The sequence below is a fragment of the Bacillus silvicola genome, assembly GCF_050524305.1.
Taxonomy (GTDB): Bacteria; Bacillota; Bacilli; order Bacillales; family Bacillaceae_G; genus Bacillus_A; species Bacillus_A cereus_AT.
In genome coordinates this window covers 1,246,671-1,271,927 of the sequence record NZ_JBNGVC010000013.1, presented here as the reverse complement: position 1 = coordinate 1,271,927, position 25,257 = coordinate 1,246,671, and the positions used below count along the sequence as shown (strand labels likewise).

The following is a 25,257-nucleotide window of genomic DNA, read 5'->3' as shown; positions in this document are numbered from 1 at the left end:
AAATGGATAAGTAAGCGTTTACATAATAGGGCGTCAAATATAAACGGCCAGTTGCAAAAATTATAGGATGAAATACAAAAGCTGCTCCTTAAATACGAAGCAGCTTTTTAAGTTCTTTTGCATATGTACGGCTAACCGGGACTTTAGATCCCTCTTTCATAATTAAGTTATAAGTCGAATTAAACCACGGCTGTATCTCAGTAATATGATTAATATTAGCAATGAAACTACGGTGAACACGCATAAAAATGGTTTGCGGTAATTTCTTTTCCAAAATCACAAGTGTATCATGTGTTACATATGTTTCTTTCATTGTTTTTACAGCTACTTTCCCATCTACAAGCCCTACATAAACAATATCTTCAATATTAATAAGTACAATTGATTCCTCAATTGGTAATGCTAATTTATGCATCTCGGTCGTTACATCTACACTCTTTACATCTTGCTTTGTTTCTAATTTTATTTGCTTTTGTTTTTTATATTTCTTTAATGTCTGTACGATACGTTCTTCATCAAATGGCTTTAAAATGTAATCTAACGCATCTACCTCAAACGCTTGCAGCGCATATTGATCGTATGCAGTAGCAAACACTATTGAAGGTGGATTCTTCATCTTCTTTAATATATTTGCAATTTCAAATCCATTATCATCAGATAATTGAATATCTAGAAAAACAATATCTGGTTTGTTTTTCATTAATTCTTCTAATGCATCCTCTACACAATCCGCCTCACCTACTATCTCTACTTCTTTCGTTTGCTCTAATAAATATTTCAATTCATCGCGTGCTAACATTTCATCATCAACTACTAATACTTTTAACACTCCGTTTTTCCTCCCCTACTTTTTTCGGAATTACAAAGAGGATCTTTGTCCCTTGCTCTAATTCACTTTCAATTTGAAGCATTGTCTCTTTCCCAAACAACCCGATAAGTCGCTCATTAATATTATATAAAGCTGTTCCAGTCCCTTTCTTTGATGGAACTACCATTTTTCCTAATTGCTCTAGACGTTCACTCTCAATCCCTTGTCCATTATCCCTCACTTCAAAATGAACCATCCCCTCCTTTTCAAACACATGTACCTCAACCTGGCACACTGGCTGCTTTTTCGGAAAAGCATGGCGCAATGCATTTTCAACTAATAGCTGTAGCACAAATGGTGGCACTAAAGTTACCTTTAGTGCTTCTTCAATATACATCTTCACTTCATACTTATTCGGAAATCTCGCTTGCTCTAACGATAAATATGCATGCACATGATTCAACTCTTGTTCTAATGGAATAAGTAATTGACGTGCCCCTTGCAAATTACAACGAAAATAAACGCTAAGCTGTAGCAATAATTTTCTCGCTTTCTCTACATCTGTTCGGCATAAAGCTGACACTGTATTAATTGCATTAAATAAAAAATGCGGATTGATTTGTGCTTGCAGCGCTTTTATTTCGGCATCTTGCAATAGCTTACTTTGTAACTCGGCTTCACCTAACTCAAGCTGTGTGGAGAAGATTTTCGCCAGCCCTTCCGCTAGCTCTTCTTCAACACGACTTAATTGATTAGAGTTTTTAAAATAAAGCTTTAATGTTCCTATTGTATTCCCATGTGAAGTTAATGGAATAACAACTGCCGCTTGTAATGGACACCCCTCATGTTGACAATTAATAATCTCACGAGACTTCGCTTTCATTATCTTCCCTGTTTTTAATACGGATTTTGATAAACCTGTTATTAAACTGTGTGAAGGAATATGATGATCTGACGCTAATCCAACGTGAGCTAAGATTTTCTCTGTATCTGTTAAGGATACCGCATCCGTTCCCGTAAAGCGGTGAATAATTTGTGCCACATGTTTACAAGACTCTTCTGTTAACCCTTGGCGAAAATATGGTAATGTCTTATCGGCAATTCGTAATACTTTATGTGTTTGTAGAGCTTTTGCATTCTCTTCCTGACGCAAAATGGCTTGTATCATAGAAAGTAAAATAAAGCTCCCGAAACTATTCACAAGGATCATCGGTATCGCAATTGTTTTCACAATACTAATTCCATCCTCTACAATTAATAGAATCATAACCATTTCTAAAGAAACGATAAAAACACTTAAAACCGCTGAAAATTTAGGTGTAATTGTACGATTATATTTTTTAAAAATGTATCCAATATAACCCGTTATAACTCCTGCTAAAATTGACGAGATTGCACAACTTAGCGCTGTCGTCCCGCCAAGCATATAACGGTGAATACCAGCAATTGATCCTACTCCAATTCCAACGATAGGGCCGCCAAGCAATCCACTAATTCCAACACCCATAATACGTGTATTCGCGATTGTACTTGATGAAGAAACACCTTGTAGCCAATTTTCATTCATAATCGTATTTCCCGCTATTTCAATCCCTGTGTAATTGCTTACAATTGTAAACACTGAAAAAATACAAATAAGCTTAATCCTATCTACATATCCGTCTTGCTTATGAAGAAGACGCCTAAACGTTTTAATATGAGAAAGTAAAAATCCTAAAATAACAATAAGTCCGACACGTTCAATCATCATAAGTACTAAATTTAGCATCTGTGATTCATTCCTTTTTATATTAGTTAGTTTTATTATGGGAAAATAATGAAGCGTGCGTCAAGGAGAATGAAGTATCTTTTGAAATATTTTACACATAACAATACACTCTTTATTTGACAATCTAATAGAAGAGTGCTAAAAATAAGGTAATATAATACAGTCCTTTAACCCAACCCCGTGAGGTTGAGAAGGAAGTCGGAATATACTATACGTATGGTCTTTTTTAGGGATACGTATGCTTTTTTGGCCTTCTCATCATATCAGGTGAGAAGGCCTTTTGTTATTCTTCCATAGCGACTGTAGAAGAAAATTAGGAGGAGTAATAATGAACATTACTACTGATGTACAACCAACAACAGAGGAAACGAAGGAGAAAAGATATAAAACACTGTTTGGTTCTGCGCTAGGATATGCAGCAGAAGGTTTAGATATGTTGCTCTTATCTTTCGTACTCGTCTACATTTTAAAAGAATTTCATTTAAGCCCTGTTGAAGGTGGAAACTTAACATTAGCTACCACAATTGGAATGCTAATCGGGTCTTATTTATTTGGATTTATTGCTGATTTATTTGGGCGTATCCGTACGATGGCCTTCACAATCTTACTATTCTCACTAGCAACAGCACTTATTTATTTCGCAACAGATTATTGGCAATTATTAATTCTTCGCTTTTTAGTTGGAATGGGAGTTGGTGGTGAATTCGGGATTGGGATGGCCATCGTAACTGAAACATGGTCTAAAGAAATGCGAGCTAAGGCGACATCCGTTGTTGCACTTGGATGGCAATTTGGCGTACTAGTCGCTTCACTCCTTCCAGCATTTATCGTACCGCATTTCGGATGGAGAGCTGTTTTCTTATTTGGACTCATTCCCGCTCTACTAGCTGTCTATGTACGCAAAAGTTTAAGTGAACCGAAAATATGGGAACAAAAACAACGATACAAAAAAGAGTTGTTACAAAAAGAGGCTGAAGGTCATTTAACAACTGCTGAGGCAGAACAACTAAAACAAATGAAAAAGTTCCCACTTCGAAAGTTATTTGCAAATAAAAAAGTAACGATAACAACAATTGGTCTTATTATTATGTCATTCATACAGAACTTCGGATATTATGGAATTTTCACATGGATGCCAACTATTTTAGCAAATAAATATAACTACACATTAGCAAAAGCGAGCGGTTGGATGTTCATCTCTACGATTGGCATGCTAATTGGAATTGCAACTTTTGGTATTCTAGCCGATAAAATTGGTCGCCGTAAAACTTTTACAATCTATTATGTCGGTGGTACTATATACTGTCTCATTTACTTCTTCTTATTCACAGACTCAACATTATTGTTATGGGGAAGTGCATTGCTTGGATTCTTTGCCAATGGCATGATGGGAGGATTCGGAGCAGTTTTAGCTGAAAACTATCCTGCTGAAGCTCGCTCGACAGCAGAGAACTTTATTTTCGGAACAGGACGCGGTTTAGCTGGATTTGGGCCTGTTATTATCGGCTTACTTGCTGCAGGTGGAAATTTAATGGGAGCACTATCTCTCATCTTCATTATCTATCCAATCGGTTTAGTTACAATGCTACTATGTGTCCCAGAGACGAAAGATAAAGTATTAGAATAGATTGAAACTGTATAGAGTATGATCCCCTTCGAGAAAAGTAGTTAAATAAATAGTAAAGAGGAAGCATCTCAAATAAAATGCTTCCTCTTTTTATATAAATACAATTATTTATTTTGATTTACTAGCTTTTTGGAATAAGAAAGAAGTTTTCTCTTCTTCTTTTACAATACCTTGTTTTAAGGCTAATTCCCCTGCAACTTTAGGCGCTAGCCATAGCATTGGGAATAACAGAATGGATACCGGGACAGCTGTTACTACGATAAATGATTGTAATGCATTAATACTTCCCTCACCCATGTATAAAAGAATCGCTGCAACTGTTCCCATAATAAGCGACCAAAACACTCGCAAACTAATTCTAGGATCTCCATCTCCAGTCACTGCCATTGAAATCGAATAAGCCATTGAATCTCCTGTTGTCACTACAAATAAGATTGTTAATAAAAGAAATGCAGGTCCAATAATATTAGAGAGTGGCAGTTGCTCTGTAATTGCAATCATAGCCGCTGGCATACCAGATTCACTTAATGCGGTCGAAATAGAACCAGGCTTCATTAACTCATAAAATACACCTGACCCTCCCAAAATCGTAAACCAAAACGTTGTAATAATAGGTGCAATAATTCCAATTGCAACGATGATTTCTCGGATTGTTCTGCCTCTTGAAATACGACTCACTAAAATTGCCATCATCGGTCCATATCCAATAAACCATCCCCAGAAAAAGATTGTCCACGACCCTAACCAACCTGTATCACCACGATATGTGCTCATTGGAATAAATTCATTTATATAAAATCCAAACGAAGAAACAAATGAATCAATAATAAATCCACCTGGTCCAAACAGTAATACGAATACCATTAATAAAACTGCTAACCTAACATTTAAATTACTTATAATTTGAATCCCTTTATCAATTCCCGTTACCGCAGATATAGTAGAAACAGCTACTACACAAACAATAATCGCTAATTGAGTAGTAAACACATCAGGAATGTCAAACAATGCTTGTAACCCATAACTTGCTTGTAGTCCTAAAAATCCGATCGGACCAATCGTCCCTGCAGCTACCGCGATAATGGCAAATACATCGATCATTGTTCCAAGCCAACTCTTTCGCAACTTCTCTCCAAAAATAGGATATAAAAGTGTTCGAGGTTTTAACGGCATACCTTTATGATAATGTCCGTACATCATAACTACCGCACTAATTGTACCTAAAATCGTCCAAGCGAGGAAACCCCAGTGCATATAGCTTTGTGCTAAAGCAGGCATTACCGCTTCTTTCGTTCCAGCAGTTATACCTTCATGTATTGGTGGCACCGTCATCAAATGGTACATCGGCTCTGCAGCTGCCCAAAAAACGCCACCTCCGGCAAGCAATGTAGACATAATAATAGCGAGCCATTTTGTCGTACTAATCTCAGGTTTTTCTAGCCCCCCAAGTTTAACTCTCCCATATTTCGAAAACGCCATACACATTGCCACAATAAATGTACCAATTAATAAAACCTGCCAAAAGGCACCAAAATATTTAATTGAAGCTGCAAAACTGCTATTAATGACTCCCTCTACGTAACTTTTATTTAAAATAACTGCAATTACAAATAATAAAAGTGAGCCACCACTAATAAGAAATACAGGCCAATCCGTTTTTCGACTCTTCATTCTCATTTACACTTCCTCCTTCCTCAGCAATCTAAAAAAACAACTTTATTATGTTTTATTGTTTACACCTAAAACATAATGATTATATAAGTATAATAATTCATCGATTTTCTACACACTTATGTTGTCCCTAAAAATATGCTAAATCCCTTATTTAAAAGAAAATTTCTATTCCTATTACATAAAAAAGCAAAATAAAAGACCTTATATTTCTATAAGGTCTTCGAAACAGAAATTTGATTATAACATAAGGAACTCCTTGGTTCAAAAAGCTCCTTCCAAAAATAACCGAGAGTAAAGGCTTCCATTTGCTACGTAACAGTAATTAAAAAAAATTATATTTTGCATAAAAAACTATACTAAATATCATTTATGAAAGAAATTCGGCTTCAAAATTTCATTCGGATACGGTTTATGATAAATATGAGTGGTAGCTGGTGACAGCGGTGGAATGAGCCACACCCAATTGCCTGTTACAACCCGTCCACATGCTGCTTCTTGCTTCTCAAATTGTTGAAATTGTTGTGCAGCTGTATGGTGATCCACAATACTAACTCCTTGTTTTTTGAAGGAATGTAATACAGCAATATTCAACTCAATTAGTGCCTTGTCTTTCCATAACGTACCGTTTCTCGATGTATCTAACTCCATCATCTCCGCAACAGCCGGCAGTAAATTATAACGATCATGATCCGCTAAGTTACGTGCCCCAATCTCCGTCCCCATATACCATCCATTGAACGGAGCGGCTGTATAGGAAATACCGCCAATTTCTAAGCGCATATCTGAAATCATTGGAACCCCATACCATTTTGCTCCAAGGGATGAAATCGGGTATTCTGGGTGTTCAATTGGCACTTCTTTTACTTCTTCTCTCGGAATTTCTTTATATGTAGGCGCCTTCCCGTTTATAGAAAAAACAAGTGGCAATACATCGAAATTCGTACCTTCTCCTTGCCATCCAAGTTCCTGGCAAAAATCCGTAAACGCAGTAGAATGAGAGTCACCAATCACCCCTATTTCTGTTTTATATCCTGCATACCGAATCAATTGGTGATTATAAATTCGTATATTATTTTCTTCACCTTGATATTGCTTAAAAATTGTAATCGTCGGTTTAACTTTCCCATCGTTCGTTGCATATTTAATATGATGAATTAATGCATTATATAAACCTTCCTCATCATTTACTTCACGTGCATCTAATATGTGCATCTTACTCCAAAATAGTCTTCCGATACATCGATTACTATTGCGCCATGCCATTCGCGATCCATGAACAAGTTCTTCAAATGTATGCTCATACGTCCCCGTCTTCTCTATCTCTATTAAAATTTCTTCCATACGCTCTTTTATTAATTGCTCTTTATTAAGTTCCTTATAGCAAATAGTAATAAAGTTACTTGCTTCCTCTATTAATTGTTTCGTTTTACTCATAAACAATCTCCTTCTATCTCAACAAGACACTACTACTTTACAGTATAAGCAAAAAGGATAAGAGTCACAAACGAAAGTGGAAGTGTTACTTTTATTGTAATATTTTTCAGAAAATTAGAGAATTTACTATTGACTTACATGAAGAATAGGTGTAATTTTGACTCAGGTAAAGTTTTTTTACCTAGACCAACTTTTAAAGAGAAAGGAGGTAATTTTATGTCTTCATTTCAATTGCCAAAGCTTTCATATGACTATGATGAACTAGAGCCATATATCGATAGCAATACACTCTCCATTCATCACGGAAAGCACCATGCGACGTATGTAAACAATTTAAATGCTACTTTAGAAAATTATATTGAATTACATAATAAATCTTTAGAAGAGTTACTATGTAATTTAGATGATTTACCAAAAGAAATTGTTACAGCTGTAAGAAATAACGGTGGTGGACATTATTGTCATAGTCTTTTTTGGGAAGTGATGAGCCCACGAGGTGGCGGCGAGCCTAATGGAGACGTTGCAAAAGTAATTGATTATTATTTCAATACCTTTGACAACTTAAAAGACCAACTGTCCAAAGCGGCCATTAGTCGTTTTGGAAGTGGATATGGATGGCTTGTTCTTGATGGTGAAGAACTCGCTGTTATGAGTACACCAAATCAAGATACACCTTTGCAAGAAGGAAAAATTCCATTACTCGTCATCGATGTATGGGAACATGCCTATTATTTAAAGTATCAAAATCGGCGCCCTGAGTTTGTTACCAACTGGTGGCATACGGTAAACTGGGAACGCGTAAACGAAAAATATTTACAAGCAATTCAATCACAAAAACATTAGTCTTACGTATAAGGTAAATTTGGTAATGTAAAATCAGTATTGTCGAAATCCTCCAGAATCCCCCGGATTGCCACCGGGGGATTTATGATTACTTCATTGTACTTATGTACTGTTGTAAAACATTTTTTATTTCTAGTTTCAGCTCTCGGAACAAAAATCCTAATTCACGAGCCTTTCCGTTATGTAACGTACAGTTAGTTACTTCATTATAAGGAGCTATATTTTCTCCTGCTTCTTGAATGAGCGCTTTTATCCCCGTTTTCTCTTCTATGAAATGAATAATTTCTTCCGTGGAAACTACCCCGTTACTACAGGCATTAATTGGCCCTTCTATGCTTTCCATCCCGCACCAAGCTAAAAACTGCCCTGCTTCTTTTTCATGTATAAACGACAACTCTCCATCTACATGATCCACAACGATAGACTCTTGCTTCACAATATGTTCAACGTAAAATTGTAACCTTTTCGTATAATCGTTTTCTCCAATAACAACTGGAAAACGCACTGCAACGGCTGGGAATGTTGCATGTTGAAATAAAGCCGCTTCGGCTAATCGCTTGCCTTCACTATAATTAAAATCATTCCTATCCCCATACGTAATCGCATACTCGTACGGATTAAAGTTCTCTTCTGCCAAGTCTAGCGCAGGCTCATAGACAGCCATTGAAGATGTCATAATATACTTCTTCGTTTTTCCTTTCAACACTTCACACACTATCTTCGCTGCATTCGAGCTATAACATAAATTATCGTATACAACATCATAGCTTTTACCTTCCAAACGCTCTTCCAGTAACTTTTCGTCTTCTCTATCTACTACAATTCTTTTTACTGTATACCCAAAGGAATCTTCGGTAATTCCCCGCGTAGCAATTGTTATATCATGCCCAGCTTGTAAAAGTGCTTCTACTAAATGTTTGCCGAAAAACCTTGTTCCCCCTAGCACCAATACTTTTTTCACCTTCATCATCCCCATTTTATAAATTGTAAAATACTACCTCTATTATTATAAACGCTAAAATAGAAAAAACATGGAATCAGTTTAACGATTCCATGTTTTTTCTACATACGATACATTAACGTACTCGATATTTAAAGATACAATAACAGAAATATAAAATAGAAATTACTGATACATAAACCCATAGTTCATATACGAATCCCTCTCCCCACACCCCCATAAAATAAAAGAGTGCAGGCAACGTCAATGTTACCCATGATTGTACGAAAGCAATTCTTCCAAGATATTGATTGATATTCTTTTTTTGTGTATTTAATACAAAGAATAAATACCAAAGTAATGCCCACATAAACCATGTTAACGCATTAACAACATCATGGAATTGAACAAACGAAACAACCATATAGAATAACGCAATAATCGCTACCCATATACAAAACCATCCTAGGCCGCTACTATCCATACCCTTAATAAAAGTAACCCCTACGTACAAATACGTTAAACCAAATAAAAAAGTAGCTGCATATGAATATACCGTCCAATTACTTTGATCAGAGATCATAATTAAATAAAACGGAATGATAATTTGTAATGCCCCCACAAATAAATTAAAAACACCTGCACTCTTCATCTCTGCTTTGCCTAGTATGACAAGGCTATTTAAAAATAAGGCTGCACCTGAAAGTAATAATCCTACATAACCCATATATACTCGTGTGAAAATCTTATGTTTTCACACTGTAACCTCCCCACCATATAAAAAATCATATTTCTTATTATCTTTCTTCTTACTTAAAACCACATACATAGTTTTTTATGTTAAAAGTCAGACTTCCTACCTCAAAAAATGAAATGAAACTACCTTTAATAACTGCTATACAGCAATATTATTTCTTGTATAATCTCAGTCAACTTTTCAGTATTTGAAAGTAACAGCATTCCCCTAACATCGCGAATTAAAAACGCTTTCAAAAAGAAGTAATCCTATCAAAAAGTTAATAGGATTACTTGATTATAAACGCACTCTAACAACAAGACAAGACCTGGGATGATTTTTAAATTATTCTCTTTTATTTCCATGAGAATTAATAGAATGATTCATTTATACTAGTTCATTCTACTAATCTTTTACATAGAATATTTTAAATTCATATTAATTTCTTTAGAAAGGTAAGATGTATATGTTTCATCATGGAATTCCTCGATATGTAGTTCGTTCAACTGGCGTTTTAACGAAAGAATCTAATACTATTTCTGCTGTAGTTAACATTGTGAACTTGGATAAATATTATCCCCATCACATAACTATAGAAGTATGGGATTGGTCCACTTATTCTACTCCAATAAAGCTTCCCGTACTAGTCGGGGAAAATGTAGAAGCAAGTTTCCCCTACTCTCTCGACAGTAATAATCTTGCCGTTTTTTACGCCGATTTAGATGACACTGTAGATCTATATGAAATTCGAATTTCCTATAACGATCACCCCAACATTATTGCAAATTGCTTTGGACGAAGCTTACCACCATATTCAAGCCAAGAAGGTAACACAGTGTACCATAAACAGCTCGTTCGAATTCATTAAGTCCATTATTATGTAATAGGTGCTGGTCAGTAATACATTCATCTTTATAAGATAATCGTATTACTGACCTAGGCTGTCATAGTCAATCTTGATAGTTTCTCATTCCTAATAATTGCTATTTATCATAAATATCATTCGGATTGATTGTAGGAATAAATCCATTTATAGAACTATATTTTTTAGATACATTATTTGGAGTAACGGTAAACGTTACAATTTTATTACTTTGTTGTTTAAAATAGCGCATCCAATTTTGACTCCATTCATCTTTCGCAATAACTTGTTTATTGAAGTCTTCCCACAGTACACCATGTATAAAATTCAAGGATGTGTTCTTGATTGTGTCAAATCCCCAATTCTGTATAAGAAACAAGTTGGAATCAACACTTTTAATTTCTTTTAATAAATTTACATATGCTTCTCGAAATTCCCCTTGTGTAGACGGCTGATCATAAAAATAGTCATCAATATCACCAACTGTATCTAAAAACACCCCATCTATTCCTTTTCCAATAGCTTGCTGTTTCACCTTATTCACAACAATCCCACGGTAATGTTCATCAGCTAAATTCATAATATATGTATCCCATTGCTCAATCTTCATTTTCTTACCGTCTCTATAATAATAGTCTGATTCAACTACTTGCGATTTATGCCACGATTCTAATTCTAAAACACTAACATACCCAAGGACTACCGTTCCTGATTTTTTTAATTGCTGAACCTGCTCTTTTGTAAATGCATATGGCTCTATAATAACCATGTCATACTTTGAAAGTCTCTCAATTACTTGCTCATTTGCTTCACCATAATAAATTTTATAACTTCGTACATTTTTTAAAACTGATTCCACAACATTTGCTTGTGCGGATGTACTTGAAGAAAAAATAAAAGAAAATATAGCTAAAAAGCATATAGAACGTTTCCACTCCATAATAATATTACCCCCTATACAATTGTAATTTTCTATTGTTTTAACTTTTAACACCTTTAAATGTTAATACAATTATAGTAATGCCATAACATTCTACATTTTTTTAAACTCGATATCCTTATAAAAATCCCAATAAATACAATACATTAACAGAAATTAGAATTTATTTCACTTGAATTTACTACATCCCTGTTGATAAAATAGTTTGGGCTTTATATATTATCTATATAAGTTGAATTAAAAGATTACAATCGAATGCATAATCGATCGATCACTTTTTCAGGTGTGCGATTTAATTCCTGAATAAAAGCCTGTACATTTTTTTGAATTTCATAAATCGATGAATAAAAAACATTATGAATGATGTCTGATTTGAGCCATTTCCATACCCCTTCAATTAAATTTAAATCGGGACTGTAGGGAGGTAAAAACACTAATTCTAAGCGATGACAGTGTTTCCTTAAAAGTGGTTGGATGAGCTTCGCATGATGAATACGCGCATTATCTAGAATAAGAGCTATTTTCCCGTTGGGATACAGTTCAAGTACATGCTGAAGAAAACGAAGAAATGCTTCGGCATCATACCGCTCCTCTTCTACACAAACTAACTCACCTGTTTCATAATTAAGTGTACCAATAAGTTTAACACCTTGGTGTTTCCCATAAGTAGGAATACTGCGTTGTTTTCCTTTTAAAAACCATGTATGCTGCAGTGCTTGGTAATCGCGGATCATGGACTCATCTTGAAACAGAAGATGGTCAATCTCCTCGTTTAAAAGTTTTTTTTTTATAGGCGGGGAAGGTAACTTCCCTAAACTCTTGTTGTTTCACCGGGTCTGCTTTCGCTAATGTATACGTCGGTTTTGTGTAACTAAGCCCTAAATCATGTAAAAGTCGAGACACCCCGCGAAGTGTGTAACTTACGTTCCATTCTCTTTTAATGAAAGAAGCGATAATGGATAAAGTCCAATTATGTTTAGCTGGAAATCCAACATCAACGGGTAGATGAGATGCAATCACTTGAACTAACTCCTGTTCTTGTTCAGGGGCTAATTTACGTGGTGCTCCTGTTGATTGTCCCATGAGTAAGCCATGCAATCCTTTTTCTTTGTAAGCATTCACATAATTATAGATTGTTTTTTCAGAACGACCAATCATGTTCATTATTTCTTTTATAGAAAAGCCTTGTACATAGAAATAGATCGTTTGATAACGTTCATACATTCGTTTCGTTTTAGTCGTTTTCATTGCTACAAGTAGGCTTTCTTTTTCGTTTTGGTGTACATGTGTCATTTTGCTCCGCTCCATTTGTCAATATATGTTACTTATTATATTTCGACAAACAGTAGCTGTAACCTTTTAATTCAACTTATATATCTTAAAATAATTCTTTTAAATTATGTATTTTATTTCAGTGTACTATTCCTCAAAATTAAATTTGCAAACGAAAGAAGGGATTTTTTTATGCACTATAGACAATCTAATTTATTACAAAAAATGATTGAACCTACGATTCTCTTTATTGCTCTATTTTTTCTCTCAATACTAACTGATTTTCTTACACCAACGTATGAATACTTCTTACTCTTATTTATTACATTAATTGTTTCTAGCCGGTATGGCATATCTATTGCCCTTTTCGCCTTTCTGGAAGCAATGATTTATATCTTTGTAAGCGGTATATGCAAAGGAAATGATATATTGCTGTACTTTTATTCATTAGATTACTGGATAAGTTGGATTTTCTTACTTGTTATTAGTTTATGTTGTGGACTAATGAGTACTGCACAAAAAGAACGTTATGAAGATGTACATATGATAAATAATGAGCTAAAAGCTGAAAATAAAGAATTAAAATATGTTGTGAAACAATTGGATGAAACACGTATTACACTACGTTCTCGTGTACTTGAATCAAATAACCACTTATCTAAAATGTATCATATGTTTAAAGCTTTAAATCATACACATCCTGAAATTGTACTCGATGAAGGAATGAATGTATTAAAAATGTATTTTGGGGCAAAAAAAATTGGTATCTATCACGTCGATAACAATAAACAGTCGCTTCGCATTAAATTAAGAGCAGAAACTGGTAAAAATACATTATCTCAATCCATTTTTGTTAAAAGCGCTTCGTTAGTCATCAAAAATGCGCTAGCGCATAATCGACCTTTTTTCCGTACAGACGAGGATTCTCAAGATGCTCCACTTTTAGTTGGTCCCGTCCTATTCCAAGATGATGTACAATACGTCATTATATTAGACGAAATCGAGTTTTCAAAAGTAACTTCCGAGCAATTTGAACTTTTCACATGGTATTTACGCTGGATGGGTGATCGTTTACAAAACGCTTCTAATCTTTGGCTATCAAGTCAAGAGGATCGCACATTCCCCAAAACAAGCATTTATTATGAAGATGAATTTGAACATTTACTAAAAATAGAAAAGAAACGGTACGAAACATTATCTTATCCATATTCCTATTTTGAGTTCAATGCTCCACAAGATTCTTTAGAAATGATAAATTCTATTTTAAAAGATCATTTACGTAATATCGATATATTAGGTTATAATATGACCGCGCAAAAAATTATGATTTTATTACCTGGCACTGAAGAAAAGTATTTATTACAAGTTCAAACTCGTATACAAAACGCCCTTTCTTCTAAAGGAGTGATATTCTAATGATTTTGCTCCTTCTCTATTTTATTTACGCTATTTTAGTTTTTCTTTTATTCCGATTTACAAAAGGTTTAATTGCTGAAGATAAAAAAGGGATTATTGAATTTTGCTTAATTATCTCGCTTTTTTTCCCGCTTATCGGACTTATTGTATCAGTAATCATGTTATTACTTAATATAAGACGATCAAAAACCGAGTGGTTACAGCAATACTCTGATTATGTTGCCTTTCACGTTGATAATTACGAAGATATTTTAGAATCAGCAAAACAAGATATGGACTTAATTTCATTTTCTTCTGGATTAGAACTAGATAAGCCTGAATTACATAAACAGCTCATTGTACAGTTAAGCTCCTCCTCTATCTCTAATGAAGGAGGCTTATTGAAAGAAGCCATTAACCATAAAGATCCTGAAACTGTACATTACGCAGCAACTACTATTAATTTACTAAATGAACGGTACGAAAAACAGATTGAATACTTAAATAAGCAATTTCTACAAAATCAACAAAATGAAATTGCAAAAGAGTTGGTTTCTAACTATTTAAGATATATAGACAGTGGTCTTCTTTCTAATCAGCAAAAAGAAAAAATAATCGCTGAATTTATGAATTTTATTACACAAAGTGTAGAACTATTCCCTAACGAACCTCTTTACCCTTTCCACCTTGGAAATCTGTTTCTACACACAAAACAATATGCAAAGTCTGAAGAACAATTTTTAAATCTTATTCATTTCTATCCGGAATCATATTACGGTTACGTTGGGTTACTTGAACTATATTATGAGCAAAAGTTATGGGACAAGCTCTATGACTTAATCAATAATCTAGCAGCTGCAAAAAGAATTCATATACTACCGCGTAAATATCAATTATTTGTAAGGCAGTTTGGAGGCGCACACATTGAAAAAGGGGATTAATATATATATCGGGATTATTAGTATCATTTTATTTCTCTTAATTATATCCATCCTTATATATCGAACAGAAAATTTTTATCAAAAATTTTCTGTTCCTAAAAAAGAAACAGATACTGTTAAAACACTCAAAGCGAAAGATGTAGCTCAAAATGGGCAGAAAATGCAATTATACGTTTTAAAAACGGATAATACATTAGGGCAACAAGTCGAATTTAATACGAAGAAGGCAATGGATTACGCACACCTACACTATAAAGATATTACAGCTAATGAAATTAAGGGACTTACTCCTTCTCCCTATACAGGGATTATTATTACAGGTGAAATAATGGAGCAACTTCCACAAGCCGATATTCAAAATTTTGTACAAATGGGCGGAAGGATTATTATCGCAAACCGACTTGATTCAGATCCTTCATGGAACACATTATTTGGTATTACGAAAAAAGAAGGTTTCAAAGATGCGAAAGGATTAACCTTTGAAGAAGTTTTATTCCCTGGTTATCCAGATCTCTCAAGTTCTTCTCCATTGTTTACTCATAGCTCAATGAATATTACGCTAGATGAGAATACAACTAATACCTGGATTACAGCGGAAGATACTCCCATCCTTTGGACCAATGACTACGGTGAAGGAAAAGTCCTATATTGGAATACAACAGCATTGAACGATAAATTAGGTAGAGGTATGTTCGTTCAATCACTGGGTACTATTTTCCCGACTTTCGCTACAGCACAACTTGGAGCGGAGATTATGTATATCGATGACTTCCCATCTCCGATTCCACAGGGAGAACTAAAAAACTTAACAACAGAAAAAATTTCTGTTGAAGAATTTTATAAAAAACATTGGTGGAAAAATATGAAGGATATCTCTGAAGAGCTTGATATTAAATATACGGGGGTTGCAATTGGGACATACCAAAATAAAGTAACGCCACCTTTTGAAGATTTCACAGGTAAAAATAGAAATACCTATTTATTATTTGGAAGAGAATTATTAAGTCACGGCGGGGAAATCGGTATTCATGGCTATAACCATCAACCTTTATTATTACCACCAGACCCAGTAGATAAAGCACTTGAATATGTTCCTTGGAATTCAAAAGAGGATATGGAGAGTTCCTTGGATGCTCTACAAAAACTCGTGTATAACTTCTTTCCAAACGAAAAACTAAAAACCTATGTACCACCATCCAATATTATAAATACAACTGGATTAAATGCATTAAACGACGCGGTTCCAACTATGGAAACAGTTGCTTCTCTATATGTGGGAAGTAAAAGTAACGGCAGTCTAATTCAAGAATTTGGTCCAGATGAATATAACAAAAACATTTATCACTTCCCGCGTATTACGAGTGGCTATGCCATCACAGATGAAGAGCAATTTATCTTAACTGATGTTACCGCAAATTTAGGGGTTATCTCACATTTCGTCCATCCAGATGATATCCTTGATGAAAAACGATCAGGTGAATTAACATGGGAAGAATTATTTAAAGCTTATAAAACGACAATTAAAGAAATACGAGAAAAATATCCTTATATAAAAAGTATGACCCAAAGTGAAGCAACTGCTTCTATGAAAATTTATCAAACTGGTGACCTAGATGTTTCTTATGAAGATGATGCTGTTCACATTGCATATAAAGGGTTGCCAAATCATACTTCAACAATTATACGTGTAGAAGAGGGTAAGAAGATACAACCTGGCTCATTCTCTTACGGTACGGTTAAAAAGCTTGATTCCCAAATTTATAGCGTTACGTTAACGAAAGCCAGTGCTACGATCCCAATTAAAGGAGAATAACAGATGAGAATAGGTTTGGTCGTCGAAGGCAGCTACCCCTTTGTAAGTGGAGGAGTAGCAAGCTGGGTTCAAATGATTATCCAGCAGTTTAAAGAACATGAATTTACGATTTTTGCGATAGTCCCTCAAGTAAAAACAGAAGATGAATATCAATATGAAATTCCAAGCAACGTAAAAGATATCATCATGATTCCTTTGCAATCAGAAAATGAATCAAAACATATAAAAACTAATTTAACTGAGCAAGAAGTACAGACACTTCAAAAATGGTTTACATTTCAAGCCAACGATACAACAGCATTACAAATATTAGGGGATAAACAAAAGCTAGGAACACTCCATTCCTTCTTCGAAAGTCGTGAGTTTTATGAAATTGTTAAAGAAAGCTATTTATATGAAGAAAGTAGTGGTTCCTTCTTAAATTATTTTTGGATGTGGAGATCTATGTTCACACCAATCATTCAAATTTTACAAATTGACTTCCCTGAATTAGATCTTATTCATTCTGTATCGACAGGTTATGGTGGACTGCTTGGTGCTGCAATTAGCGCCAAGTCTGACATACCATTTATTCTAACTGAACACGGTATTTATTCTCGGGAGCGCGAAGAAGAAATACTACAGTCTACTTGGATACCAATTGAATACAAAAAAAGATGGGTTTCTTTCTTTCATCACTTGTCTCATCAAGCATATGAACAAGCAGCTGATGTAATTACGTTGTTCGGCCGAAATAGTGCATATCAAAAAGAATTAGGTGCCCCGGCTCATAAACTAAAAATCGTTCCAAACGGCGTTACTTTATCTGACTATAACGGGTTACGTAAACCAAAGTATAATTCGGATAAACTCATCATTTCCGCTATTATACGAGTTGTGCCAATTAAAGATGTAAAAACAATGATTTATGCAGCTAAATTATTATTTGAAAAAAATATTCCATTTATATTTTACTTACTAGGTCCTGATACGGAAGAAGCAGAATATGCTCAGGAATGTCGTGATTTAATTCAACAATTAGGATTAGAAGAGCATGTAATAATGACCGGCAAAGTAAATATTAAAGATTACTTAAAACAAACAGATATTCTCGTATTAACAAGTATATCTGAAGGGCAACCATTAGCTATGTTAGAAGGAATGGCGGCAGGATTACCATGGGTTGTTACAGATGTCGGTTCTTGTAGGGAGTTAATTTACGGGCAAGACGAAGATCCTTACGGGCAATGCGGATTTGTTGTACCACCTGTATCTCCTGAGCAAGTTGCCATTCATTTAGAGTGGTATTATCGTCACCCTGAATCCATTCAACAATTTGGGGATAATGGGCGCAATCGTATTGAAGCGCACTACCAATTATCAGGTGTCGTTGATAGTTATCGTAAGCTCTACTTAGAAAGAGGTAAAAAAACATGGCAGGAATAGGATTTCGTTTACAAAAATTATTCCAAGAAGACTACTATTCTTCAAGAATAAAAGCGTACGGATTTTCATTATTTGTTACAGCTGGTCCGTGGTTAGTCGTTATTTTAGCAGTAACAGCTATTCGATACATTTTAAGTTTGTTCCATTCTATTTCAATTGAGGAACAGCGCCTTTTCACAATTTCAATTTCATACTGCTTTATTTTTTCTCAAATTATATACGGTGCCTTGCAGCTCATCGTAACTAGATATGTGGCTGACCTTTTATACGAGCAAAAAGCTGATAAAGTATTTTCTTCCTTTTTAGGAATGACGAAAATCACACTTTTCTTAGCTATTATCTTATGGCTTTTGTTTGCAATTTTTACACCATTAGCCTTGTATTATAAAATCGTGATGCTATTTTTATTTTTAGCTTTAAATATCATTTGGATTCAATCCATTTATTTAACAGCAGCTAAAGATTATCAGTCAATCGCTCTTGCATTTTTAATCGGTTCAATTTTTTCTCTATGTGGAATTGCACTTATCGCTTACTTTAATCCAACACTTGGATTAGAGCACGGATTTGCCCTATTGCTTTTAATTTCTTTTACAATCGGGACCTTCATTACATTAGTTTGGTTAAGTATCGTTATTGTACGAATGTTTCCAAATAGTGATGCTACTGAACAATTTACCTTTCTTTCTTATTTAGATAAATATCCAGAACTATTTTGGTCGAGCCTACTTTACAATATTGGCATTTGGGTATGTAACTTTGTTATTTGGTTCGGAGAAGGGCGAGGAAATATTGAAAACACGTTTATTTATCATCAAATATATGATACCTCTGTTTTCTGGGCTTATTTAAGTATTATCCCAACTTATATTTTCTTCGTAGTATCCATTGAAACAAGATTTTATGAACGGTATAAGAAGTTCTTCGGTTCAGTTAACAATGGGGCAACATTAAATACAATTTTACAATTAAAAGAATCAATGAACTTTGTCCTAAAACAAGAAATGGAACGAATACTTCGTAATCAAGGTATTTTTTCTTTACTCATTATTTTTATAATATGGATGTTTAGTTCACAATCTGGGAATGTAGCACTTGAATACTCTATTTTGCAGCTGACTATAATTGGTGCTTATGCAAACGGTATGGTTCTTGTTATTACGTTACTACTCTTATATTTTGAAGATCGTAAAGGGGCATTTCGAACATCGGCTCTGTTCTTTTTTGCAAACCTGTTATTAAGTCTTCTTCTACTACCATTTGGATTCGATGGTTACGGTATTAGTTTTGCACTCGGATCTTCTATTACATTCTTATATGCCATTTCTAGACTCTTTACTTATATTAAAGATATTGACTACTATACATTTTGTCAGTCAAATACTTCTATGAAACAGCGAACTTTCTTTACTAAAGTGGCCAATAAACTTAATGGAAAATAAACAGAAAAAAAATGACCTCTTGCTTATGCAAAGGTCATTTTTTCTGTTTATTAAACTTCTAGATAGCCATTTTTGTTATTTGATTGCCATCTCCAAGAGTCTGCACACATCTCTTCTAATCCGCGTAGTGCTTCCCATCCTAATTCACGCTTCGCTTTTGATGCATCTGCAAAACATACTGCAACATCACCAGGACGACGTTCCGTAATTTTATAAGGAACTTCCTTGCCTGAAACTTTTTCAAATGCTTCAACCATTTCTAATACACTATAACCAGTACCTGTACCGAGATTGTATGCATCTATCCCAGTAGTGCCAAGTACCTTTTCAAGCGCCTTCACGTGACCATTTGCTAAGTCTACAACATGAATATAATCACGGACACCCGTGCCATCTTTTGTTGGATAGTCATTTCCAAATACACTTAATTCCTTTAACTTCCCTACCGCTACTTGTGTTACATATGGCATTAAGTTATTTGGAATTCCATTTGGATCTTCTCCAATACGCCCGCTTTCATGTGCGCCAAATGGGTTGAAGTAACGAAGTAATGCAATACTCCATCCTGCATCCGCAAATGCTACATCACGCATAATTTGTTCAATCATTAATTTCGTTTGACCATATGGATTTGTTGCACTTAATGGAAACTCCTCCGTAATTGGTGATGTTTCTGGGATACCATACACTGTTGCAGACGAACTGAAGATCATCTTCTTCACATCATGCTTCTGCATCACTTCACATAGCACTAATGTGCTTGTAATGTTGTTATGATAATACGTTAACGGAATTGCTACTGATTCTCCTACGGCCTTAAAGCCTGCAAAATGAATAACAGCTTCAATTGTATTTTCTTCAAAAATCGTATCCAGTGCTTCGCGATTTAAAATATCTTCTTTATAAAACTTAAACTGTTTTCCTGTTATCTCTGTCACTCGATTTATAGACTCTACCGAGCTGTTCGAAAGATTATCTACTACTATAATTTCGTAACCGTTATTTAGTAATTCCACGCATGTATGACTACCAATATATCCTGCTCCACCTGTTACAAGTATTGCCATAATTATAGTCCTCCATATTTCATTCATTATAAACTTCTCAAAGTATATCACATATTTCTTATCCCATGTTTATTATGCGAACACAAAAACTTACATTTTATCCCACACTTATTTTATACAATACACGATTCCAATTAGATAATAAAAAAACGCCACATAACAGACATCACGTGGCGTTTTTTGATCAAATTACGTAACAATATACACTTAGAAAATGCGCAAGACTACCTAACAATACAAAAACATGAAAAATTTCATGGTGTCCCATATATTTAAACTCCAACCATTTTGGCTTCGCACCATAAATAAACCCACCAATCGTATAAAAAATACCTCCAAGTACTAGGAAAAGAATACCTCCTGTACTTAAATTATCAGCTAGCGGTGCAAAGAATAGAACAATTAACCAACCCATCAGAAGGTAAATTGCTGTCGATAACCATCTTGGACAATTAAACCAAAACATTTTAAAAACAATACCACAAATCGCAGTTCCATAAACTAAACAAAATAATAGCAAACCATTCGCCGAATTTAATGTAATTAAGCAAAAGGGTGCATATGTACCTGCAATTAATATAAAAATCATAGAATGATCTAGCTTCCTAAAGAAATAAATAACACGTTCACTGGCTACAACACTATGATACACAGCTGATGCCATATAAAGGACCATCATCCCCATACCAAATAAAATAACAGCTGTAATTGCAGCAAAAGATGGCATCTTAACAGAAACCTTCACAATCATAGCTAATAATGCAATAAATGATAATACAGCTCCTCCTAAGTGAGTAAATGCATTAACCGGTTCTCTTACATAAGCATTCATATAAACACCCCTCATATAATTACATGTAGTTTTAATAACTACTTGTAATTATATATATATTATTCATACGGGTCAACATTTACATTTCATTTGTTTCGTAATACCATATTTAAAGATATACTAAACATTAAGTTCCACTAAGTTATAAAAGTGAGGGGTTCTACGTGGAAAATATAAATAAATTACTTGAATCATTACATTTAGAAAAAAATATTAAACTTGAGGATATCCCAAATGTCGACTTATATGTAGACCAAGTTGTCCAACTATTTGAGAATACTTATGCGGATACAACGAGAACTGATGATGAAAAAGTATTAACAAAAACAATGATTAACAATTACGCAAAAGGGAAACTATTCATCCCTATCAAAAATAAAAAGTATTCAAAAGAACATATGATTTTAATCAGCTTAATATATCAATTAAAAGGAGCACTCTCCATTAATGATATAAAAAGCTCCTTAGAAAATATAAATGCACCGTTAATAAACGATGATACATTCGAATTAAATACTCTATATAAAGATTATCTTTCTCTTACTGAAACCAATGTGGAAAACTTTAAGCAAGACGTAAATAAGCGTGTTACGGAAGTAAATGAGGTTTCTTCCTTAGAGGATCCAACACTAGAAAAGTTTTTATTACTAACATCCTTCGTGACAATGAGTAATATGTACAGACGATTGGCGGAGAAGTTAGTGGACGATTTAAAAGAATCGTAAATAAAAAAACTATCCACCTGTTACAGTGGATAGTTTTTTGTTTATTTAATTGCTTCATGAACCTTTAATTGTTTCCCTTTAATCGTTGTATTTTTCATGATTTTTAAAACAAGTGGTCCTTTTCCATTTAATATTTCAACGTAAGAAACATTGTCTTGTATTGTAATAATGCCTATATCTTCTGCTGTAACACCTTTAATTTTAGCAATTGTACCGACGAAATCTACCGCCCTGATTTTCTTTTTCTTCCCGCCATTAAAGTACAATTTCATAATTCCTTTGTTTAGGTCTGCATTTTTATCTTTCTTTATAATTGGTTTAGCATGTATCTTTTCCTCAAATACTGCTTTCCCTTTCATAACTTCTTCCTTTGAAGGTGCAAGTGCCTTTGGAATTTCAAAGCCGATGTACTCCTCAATCTCTTCTAAAAATCTATTTTCATACGGTGTTATGAATGTAATAGCTTTTCCTTTATTACCAGCTCGTCCCGTTCTTCCCGTACGATGTACATAACTTTCTTTTTCTAATGGAATATCATAGTTAATAACATGTGTAATATTATCAATATCAATTCCTCTAGCCGCTACGTCTGTCGCTACTAAATAACGGAACTTTCCTTTTCTAAAATCGTCCATAACTTCAAAACGATCTTCTTGTACCATACCACCATGTATTTTGTCACAAGGATAGTTAACGCGATCTAACTGTCTAAATACGTGATCTACATTTTCTTGTGTACGGCAAAAAATAATACAACTATCTGGATTCTCAATCGTTGTTACATCTTTAAGAAGTGACAGCTTCTCCTCTTCTCTCGTCTCAAAAAGTGTATGTTCAATTTTATCTGTTGTAATCCCAGCAGCCTTAATTTCAATATGCGTTGGCGAATCCATATACTTACGAGATAACTTTTCAACATCTTCTGGAAGTGTTGCTGAAAATAACATTGTCATTCGTTTTGTAGGTAACTCGTCAATAATTGCCTCTACTTGATCGATAAAGCCCATATTCAGCATTTCGTCTGCTTCATCAATAACTAAATACTTCAAACAAGCTAAAGAAAGAGTACCTTTTTCAATATGATCTAACACACGGCCAGGAGTCCCAACTACAATATGTGTTTTTTGCTTTAACTCTAATTTTTGACGTGCAAATGGAGATTTACCATAAACTGCAGCAGCCTTAATTCTTTTGAAGCGGCCTATATTCGTAATATCTTCTTTTACTTGTACCGCAAGCTCTCTCGTCGGTGTTAAAACTAAAGCTTGTGGCTTATTCTCTTCCCACTCCACCATTTCACAAAGCGGTATACCGAATGAAGCGGTTTTTCCACTTCCAGTCTGTGATTTCACAACAAGGTCTTTCTTTTGCAGTGCAACTGGAATAACCTCTCCTTGCACTTCCGTTGGATGTTCATAGCCTAAACCAGTAAGTGCTCTTACAATTTCTTTACTTAATGCATAATCAGCAAAACTTTTTTTACTCATATATTAACCTCTTTTTATGATATATTATTTTCTTTTTTTGCTTTTCCTATCACTGAATCATCATATACGTTATTATCACCTTATTCATTATACTTGAAAGCTCACATAAAAAGGCGAATCATTCGTGATTCGCCTGACTAAACAAAAGGGTTTTCTATTTCAAAAATTTTATAAAAATATTATTTCATTATAAAAATAAACATCTATCATTTCATATACTGTTCAACTAACTGATAACATCTTTCCCTAGTACTAGTTGCCTTCGATGAAATAGTTGCTATCCCTGATAATGTTCCCTGCCCAGATTCATTCCAAGCTTCTTCCGCCTTGCGATCTCGATACGTAATCCATTCACGCTGTTTCTCTCTCAAAGTGTTCATTTCACTTGTAGAAAGTTGCTTTTTCAAAACAGCATAAATCTCATTTAAAGCTTGATCCCATGCATCGTATCTTTTAACTTCCCCTTCTTTCATTTCAGTTGTAATTCCGTTCTCATATAAGTAATCGAACTTTTTCAAACTCTCCTCAATACTATTTAGTTTAGTAATATATTCTGCCTTCTGATCGGTAATAACACTTTCTTTCTTCGGCTTCCCTGCTATTACTTTTTCTTCCTTACGGTTCTCATCTTTTGTTTTATCTACCTCTACTGTCCTCGGCACAATCTGTGTAATTTGTTCATTCGCATTTTGATAATATATTTTAAACTGTTCTTTCCCTTTCGTTTCCCTAATAATTACGTTCAGTTGCTCTTTTACATCCACAAACTTCTGTTGGTTTTTCAACTCTTCTACTTTAGCAAGCATTTGCTTATATTTTTCTTCCTCATCTTTTTGATTAGATAAAGCTTCTCGTTTTTCTTTTGCTTGTTTGGCTAATATAACTGAACTAGCAGAATCATTTTCAATTTCTCTTAATAACGAAATTGCCCGATCTATATTACTTTCCTGCAATGCTTCACTCATTTTATTCGTTTGATTCATCTTCAGCCTTACTTCTCGATCATCCTCCTTTTCTTTTAATGCTAATTCAAAAGATGCGACTGCTCTATCGTATTCTTTATTTTCCAGTGCTAAATCTCCTTGTTTCTTCGCCTTATCAAATGCATCATTATTGCTGCATCCAGCAACAACCAACAAAGTTATTCCTATTGTTAGTATTAACTTTTTCATATTATTTCCTCAGCCCCCTCACCCAAAATAAGAAGCACACATACAATTTTATGC

General features: G+C 34.3%; 20 protein-coding genes and 1 pseudogene. 9 read left to right on the top strand and 12 right to left on the bottom strand.

From position 1 onward, the window contains the following. Positions 1 to 88: 88 nt before the first annotated feature. Together ACP6L7_RS28735 and lytS are read right to left on the bottom strand one after the other, a co-directional pair. A complete protein-coding gene (locus ACP6L7_RS28735; protein ID WP_097831382.1) occupies positions 89 to 829 on the bottom strand; it encodes a LytR/AlgR family response regulator transcription factor in 741 nt (246 codons plus the stop codon). Next, complete coding sequence (gene lytS, locus ACP6L7_RS28730; protein ID WP_097831381.1) at positions 807 to 2,576, bottom strand: two-component system sensor histidine kinase LytS; 1,770 nt, start codon at positions 2,574 to 2,576, stop codon at positions 807 to 809. The genes ACP6L7_RS28735 and lytS overlap by 23 nt, the downstream gene beginning before the upstream one ends. A 328-nt stretch (positions 2,577 to 2,904) precedes the next feature. On the opposite strand from lytS, the gene ACP6L7_RS28725 reads away from it, so the two are divergent. After that, on the top strand, positions 2,905 to 4,203 hold the full coding sequence (locus ACP6L7_RS28725) for an MFS transporter (RefSeq protein ID WP_097831380.1): 1,299 nt from the start codon (positions 2,905 to 2,907) through the stop codon (positions 4,201 to 4,203). Between the two features lie 108 nt (positions 4,204 to 4,311). Here ACP6L7_RS28725 and ACP6L7_RS28720 read toward each other — a convergent pair whose 3' ends face one another. Then, positions 4,312 to 5,880, bottom strand: coding sequence for a BCCT family transporter (locus ACP6L7_RS28720; RefSeq protein WP_097831379.1), 1,569 nt, complete (start codon positions 5,878 to 5,880; stop codon positions 4,312 to 4,314). 360 nt (positions 5,881 to 6,240) lie between these two features. Further along, the gene (locus ACP6L7_RS28715) at positions 6,241 to 7,311 is read right to left on the bottom strand and encodes a nitric oxide synthase oxygenase (RefSeq protein ID WP_097831378.1); all 1,071 of its coding nucleotides are present in this window, start codon (positions 7,309 to 7,311) and stop codon (positions 6,241 to 6,243) included. 216 nt (positions 7,312 to 7,527) lie between these two features. Between ACP6L7_RS28715 and sodA the strand changes: the two genes are divergently transcribed. After that, positions 7,528 to 8,154, top strand: a complete 627-nt coding sequence (gene sodA / locus ACP6L7_RS28710; protein ID WP_097831377.1) for a superoxide dismutase [Mn] — start codon at positions 7,528 to 7,530, stop codon at positions 8,152 to 8,154. An 88-nt stretch (positions 8,155 to 8,242) separates the two neighbouring features. Here the strand turns inward: sodA and ACP6L7_RS28705 are convergent, their stop codons facing one another. Further along, on the bottom strand, positions 8,243 to 9,130 hold the full coding sequence (locus ACP6L7_RS28705; protein WP_141533517.1) for an NAD-dependent epimerase/dehydratase family protein: 888 nt from the start codon (positions 9,128 to 9,130) through the stop codon (positions 8,243 to 8,245). Between the two features lie 100 nt (positions 9,131 to 9,230). Continuing rightward, the gene (locus tag ACP6L7_RS28700; RefSeq protein ID WP_097831376.1) at positions 9,231 to 9,821 is read right to left on the bottom strand and encodes an AmiS/UreI family transporter; all 591 of its coding nucleotides are present in this window, start codon (positions 9,819 to 9,821) and stop codon (positions 9,231 to 9,233) included. Positions 9,822 to 10,296: 475 nt separating this feature from the next. Here ACP6L7_RS28700 and ACP6L7_RS28695 point away from each other — a divergent pair, with 475 nt between their 5' ends. Further along, on the top strand, positions 10,297 to 10,698 hold the full coding sequence (locus tag ACP6L7_RS28695) for a hypothetical protein (protein WP_097831375.1): 402 nt from the start codon (positions 10,297 to 10,299) through the stop codon (positions 10,696 to 10,698). A 115-nt stretch (positions 10,699 to 10,813) separates the two neighbouring features. Here ACP6L7_RS28695 and ACP6L7_RS28690 read toward each other — a convergent pair whose 3' ends face one another. Both ACP6L7_RS28690 and ACP6L7_RS28685 read right to left on the bottom strand, forming a co-directional pair. Continuing rightward, a complete protein-coding gene (locus tag ACP6L7_RS28690; protein WP_097831374.1) occupies positions 10,814 to 11,632 on the bottom strand; it encodes an endo alpha-1,4 polygalactosaminidase in 819 nt (272 codons plus the stop codon). Between the two features lie 245 nt (positions 11,633 to 11,877). Next, positions 11,878 to 12,925, bottom strand: a pseudogene (locus ACP6L7_RS28685) (IS630 family transposase). A gap of 171 nt (positions 12,926 to 13,096) precedes the next feature. Here ACP6L7_RS28685 and ACP6L7_RS28680 point away from each other — a divergent pair. From ACP6L7_RS28680 to pelG, 5 genes are read left to right on the top strand one after another with little or no spacing between them, the layout of a single operon-like run. Next, positions 13,097 to 14,320 (top strand): nucleoside-diphosphate sugar epimerase, encoded by a 1,224-nt coding sequence (locus ACP6L7_RS28680; RefSeq protein WP_097831373.1) that lies wholly within the window; start codon positions 13,097 to 13,099, stop codon positions 14,318 to 14,320. After that, positions 14,320 to 15,240 carry a tetratricopeptide repeat protein gene (locus ACP6L7_RS28675; RefSeq protein WP_097831372.1) on the top strand — a complete coding sequence of 307 codons (921 nt, stop codon included), beginning with the start codon at positions 14,320 to 14,322 and terminating at the stop codon, positions 15,238 to 15,240. Before ACP6L7_RS28680 ends, ACP6L7_RS28675 begins: the two co-directional genes overlap by 1 nt. Further along, on the top strand, positions 15,224 to 17,053 hold the full coding sequence (locus ACP6L7_RS28670) for a DUF2194 domain-containing protein (protein ID WP_097831371.1): 1,830 nt from the start codon (positions 15,224 to 15,226) through the stop codon (positions 17,051 to 17,053). The genes ACP6L7_RS28675 and ACP6L7_RS28670 overlap by 17 nt, the downstream gene beginning before the upstream one ends. A 3-nt stretch (positions 17,054 to 17,056) precedes the next feature. Beyond that, positions 17,057 to 18,478, top strand: coding sequence for a GT4 family glycosyltransferase PelF (pelF, locus tag ACP6L7_RS28665; protein WP_097831370.1), 1,422 nt, complete (start codon positions 17,057 to 17,059; stop codon positions 18,476 to 18,478). Beyond that, positions 18,466 to 19,920: an exopolysaccharide Pel transporter PelG gene (gene pelG / locus ACP6L7_RS28660; protein WP_098361897.1), complete on the top strand. Its 1,455-nt coding sequence runs from the start codon at positions 18,466 to 18,468 to the stop codon at positions 19,918 to 19,920. The genes pelF and pelG overlap by 13 nt, the downstream gene beginning before the upstream one ends. Before the next feature lie 50 nt (positions 19,921 to 19,970). Here pelG and galE read toward each other — a convergent pair whose 3' ends face one another. Both galE and trhA read right to left on the bottom strand, forming a co-directional pair. Further along, positions 19,971 to 20,987, bottom strand: a complete 1,017-nt coding sequence (gene galE, locus ACP6L7_RS28655; RefSeq protein WP_097831369.1) for a UDP-glucose 4-epimerase GalE — start codon at positions 20,985 to 20,987, stop codon at positions 19,971 to 19,973. A 184-nt stretch (positions 20,988 to 21,171) separates the two neighbouring features. Further along, positions 21,172 to 21,819, bottom strand: coding sequence for a PAQR family membrane homeostasis protein TrhA (gene trhA, locus ACP6L7_RS28650; RefSeq protein WP_097831368.1), 648 nt, complete (start codon positions 21,817 to 21,819; stop codon positions 21,172 to 21,174). A gap of 164 nt (positions 21,820 to 21,983) precedes the next feature. On the opposite strand from trhA, the gene ACP6L7_RS28645 reads away from it, so the two are divergent. Then, positions 21,984 to 22,544, top strand: coding sequence for a DUF1836 domain-containing protein (locus tag ACP6L7_RS28645; protein ID WP_097831367.1), 561 nt, complete (start codon positions 21,984 to 21,986; stop codon positions 22,542 to 22,544). 41 nt (positions 22,545 to 22,585) lie between these two features. On the opposite strand, the gene ACP6L7_RS28640 is transcribed toward ACP6L7_RS28645, so the two are convergent. Both ACP6L7_RS28640 and ACP6L7_RS28635 read right to left on the bottom strand, forming a co-directional pair. Further along, complete coding sequence (locus ACP6L7_RS28640) at positions 22,586 to 24,031, bottom strand: DEAD/DEAH box helicase (RefSeq protein ID WP_097831366.1); 1,446 nt, start codon at positions 24,029 to 24,031, stop codon at positions 22,586 to 22,588. A 206-nt stretch (positions 24,032 to 24,237) separates the two neighbouring features. Beyond that, a complete protein-coding gene (locus ACP6L7_RS28635; protein WP_097831365.1) occupies positions 24,238 to 25,203 on the bottom strand; it encodes a lysozyme inhibitor LprI family protein in 966 nt (321 codons plus the stop codon). Positions 25,204 to 25,257 lie beyond the last annotated feature (54 nt).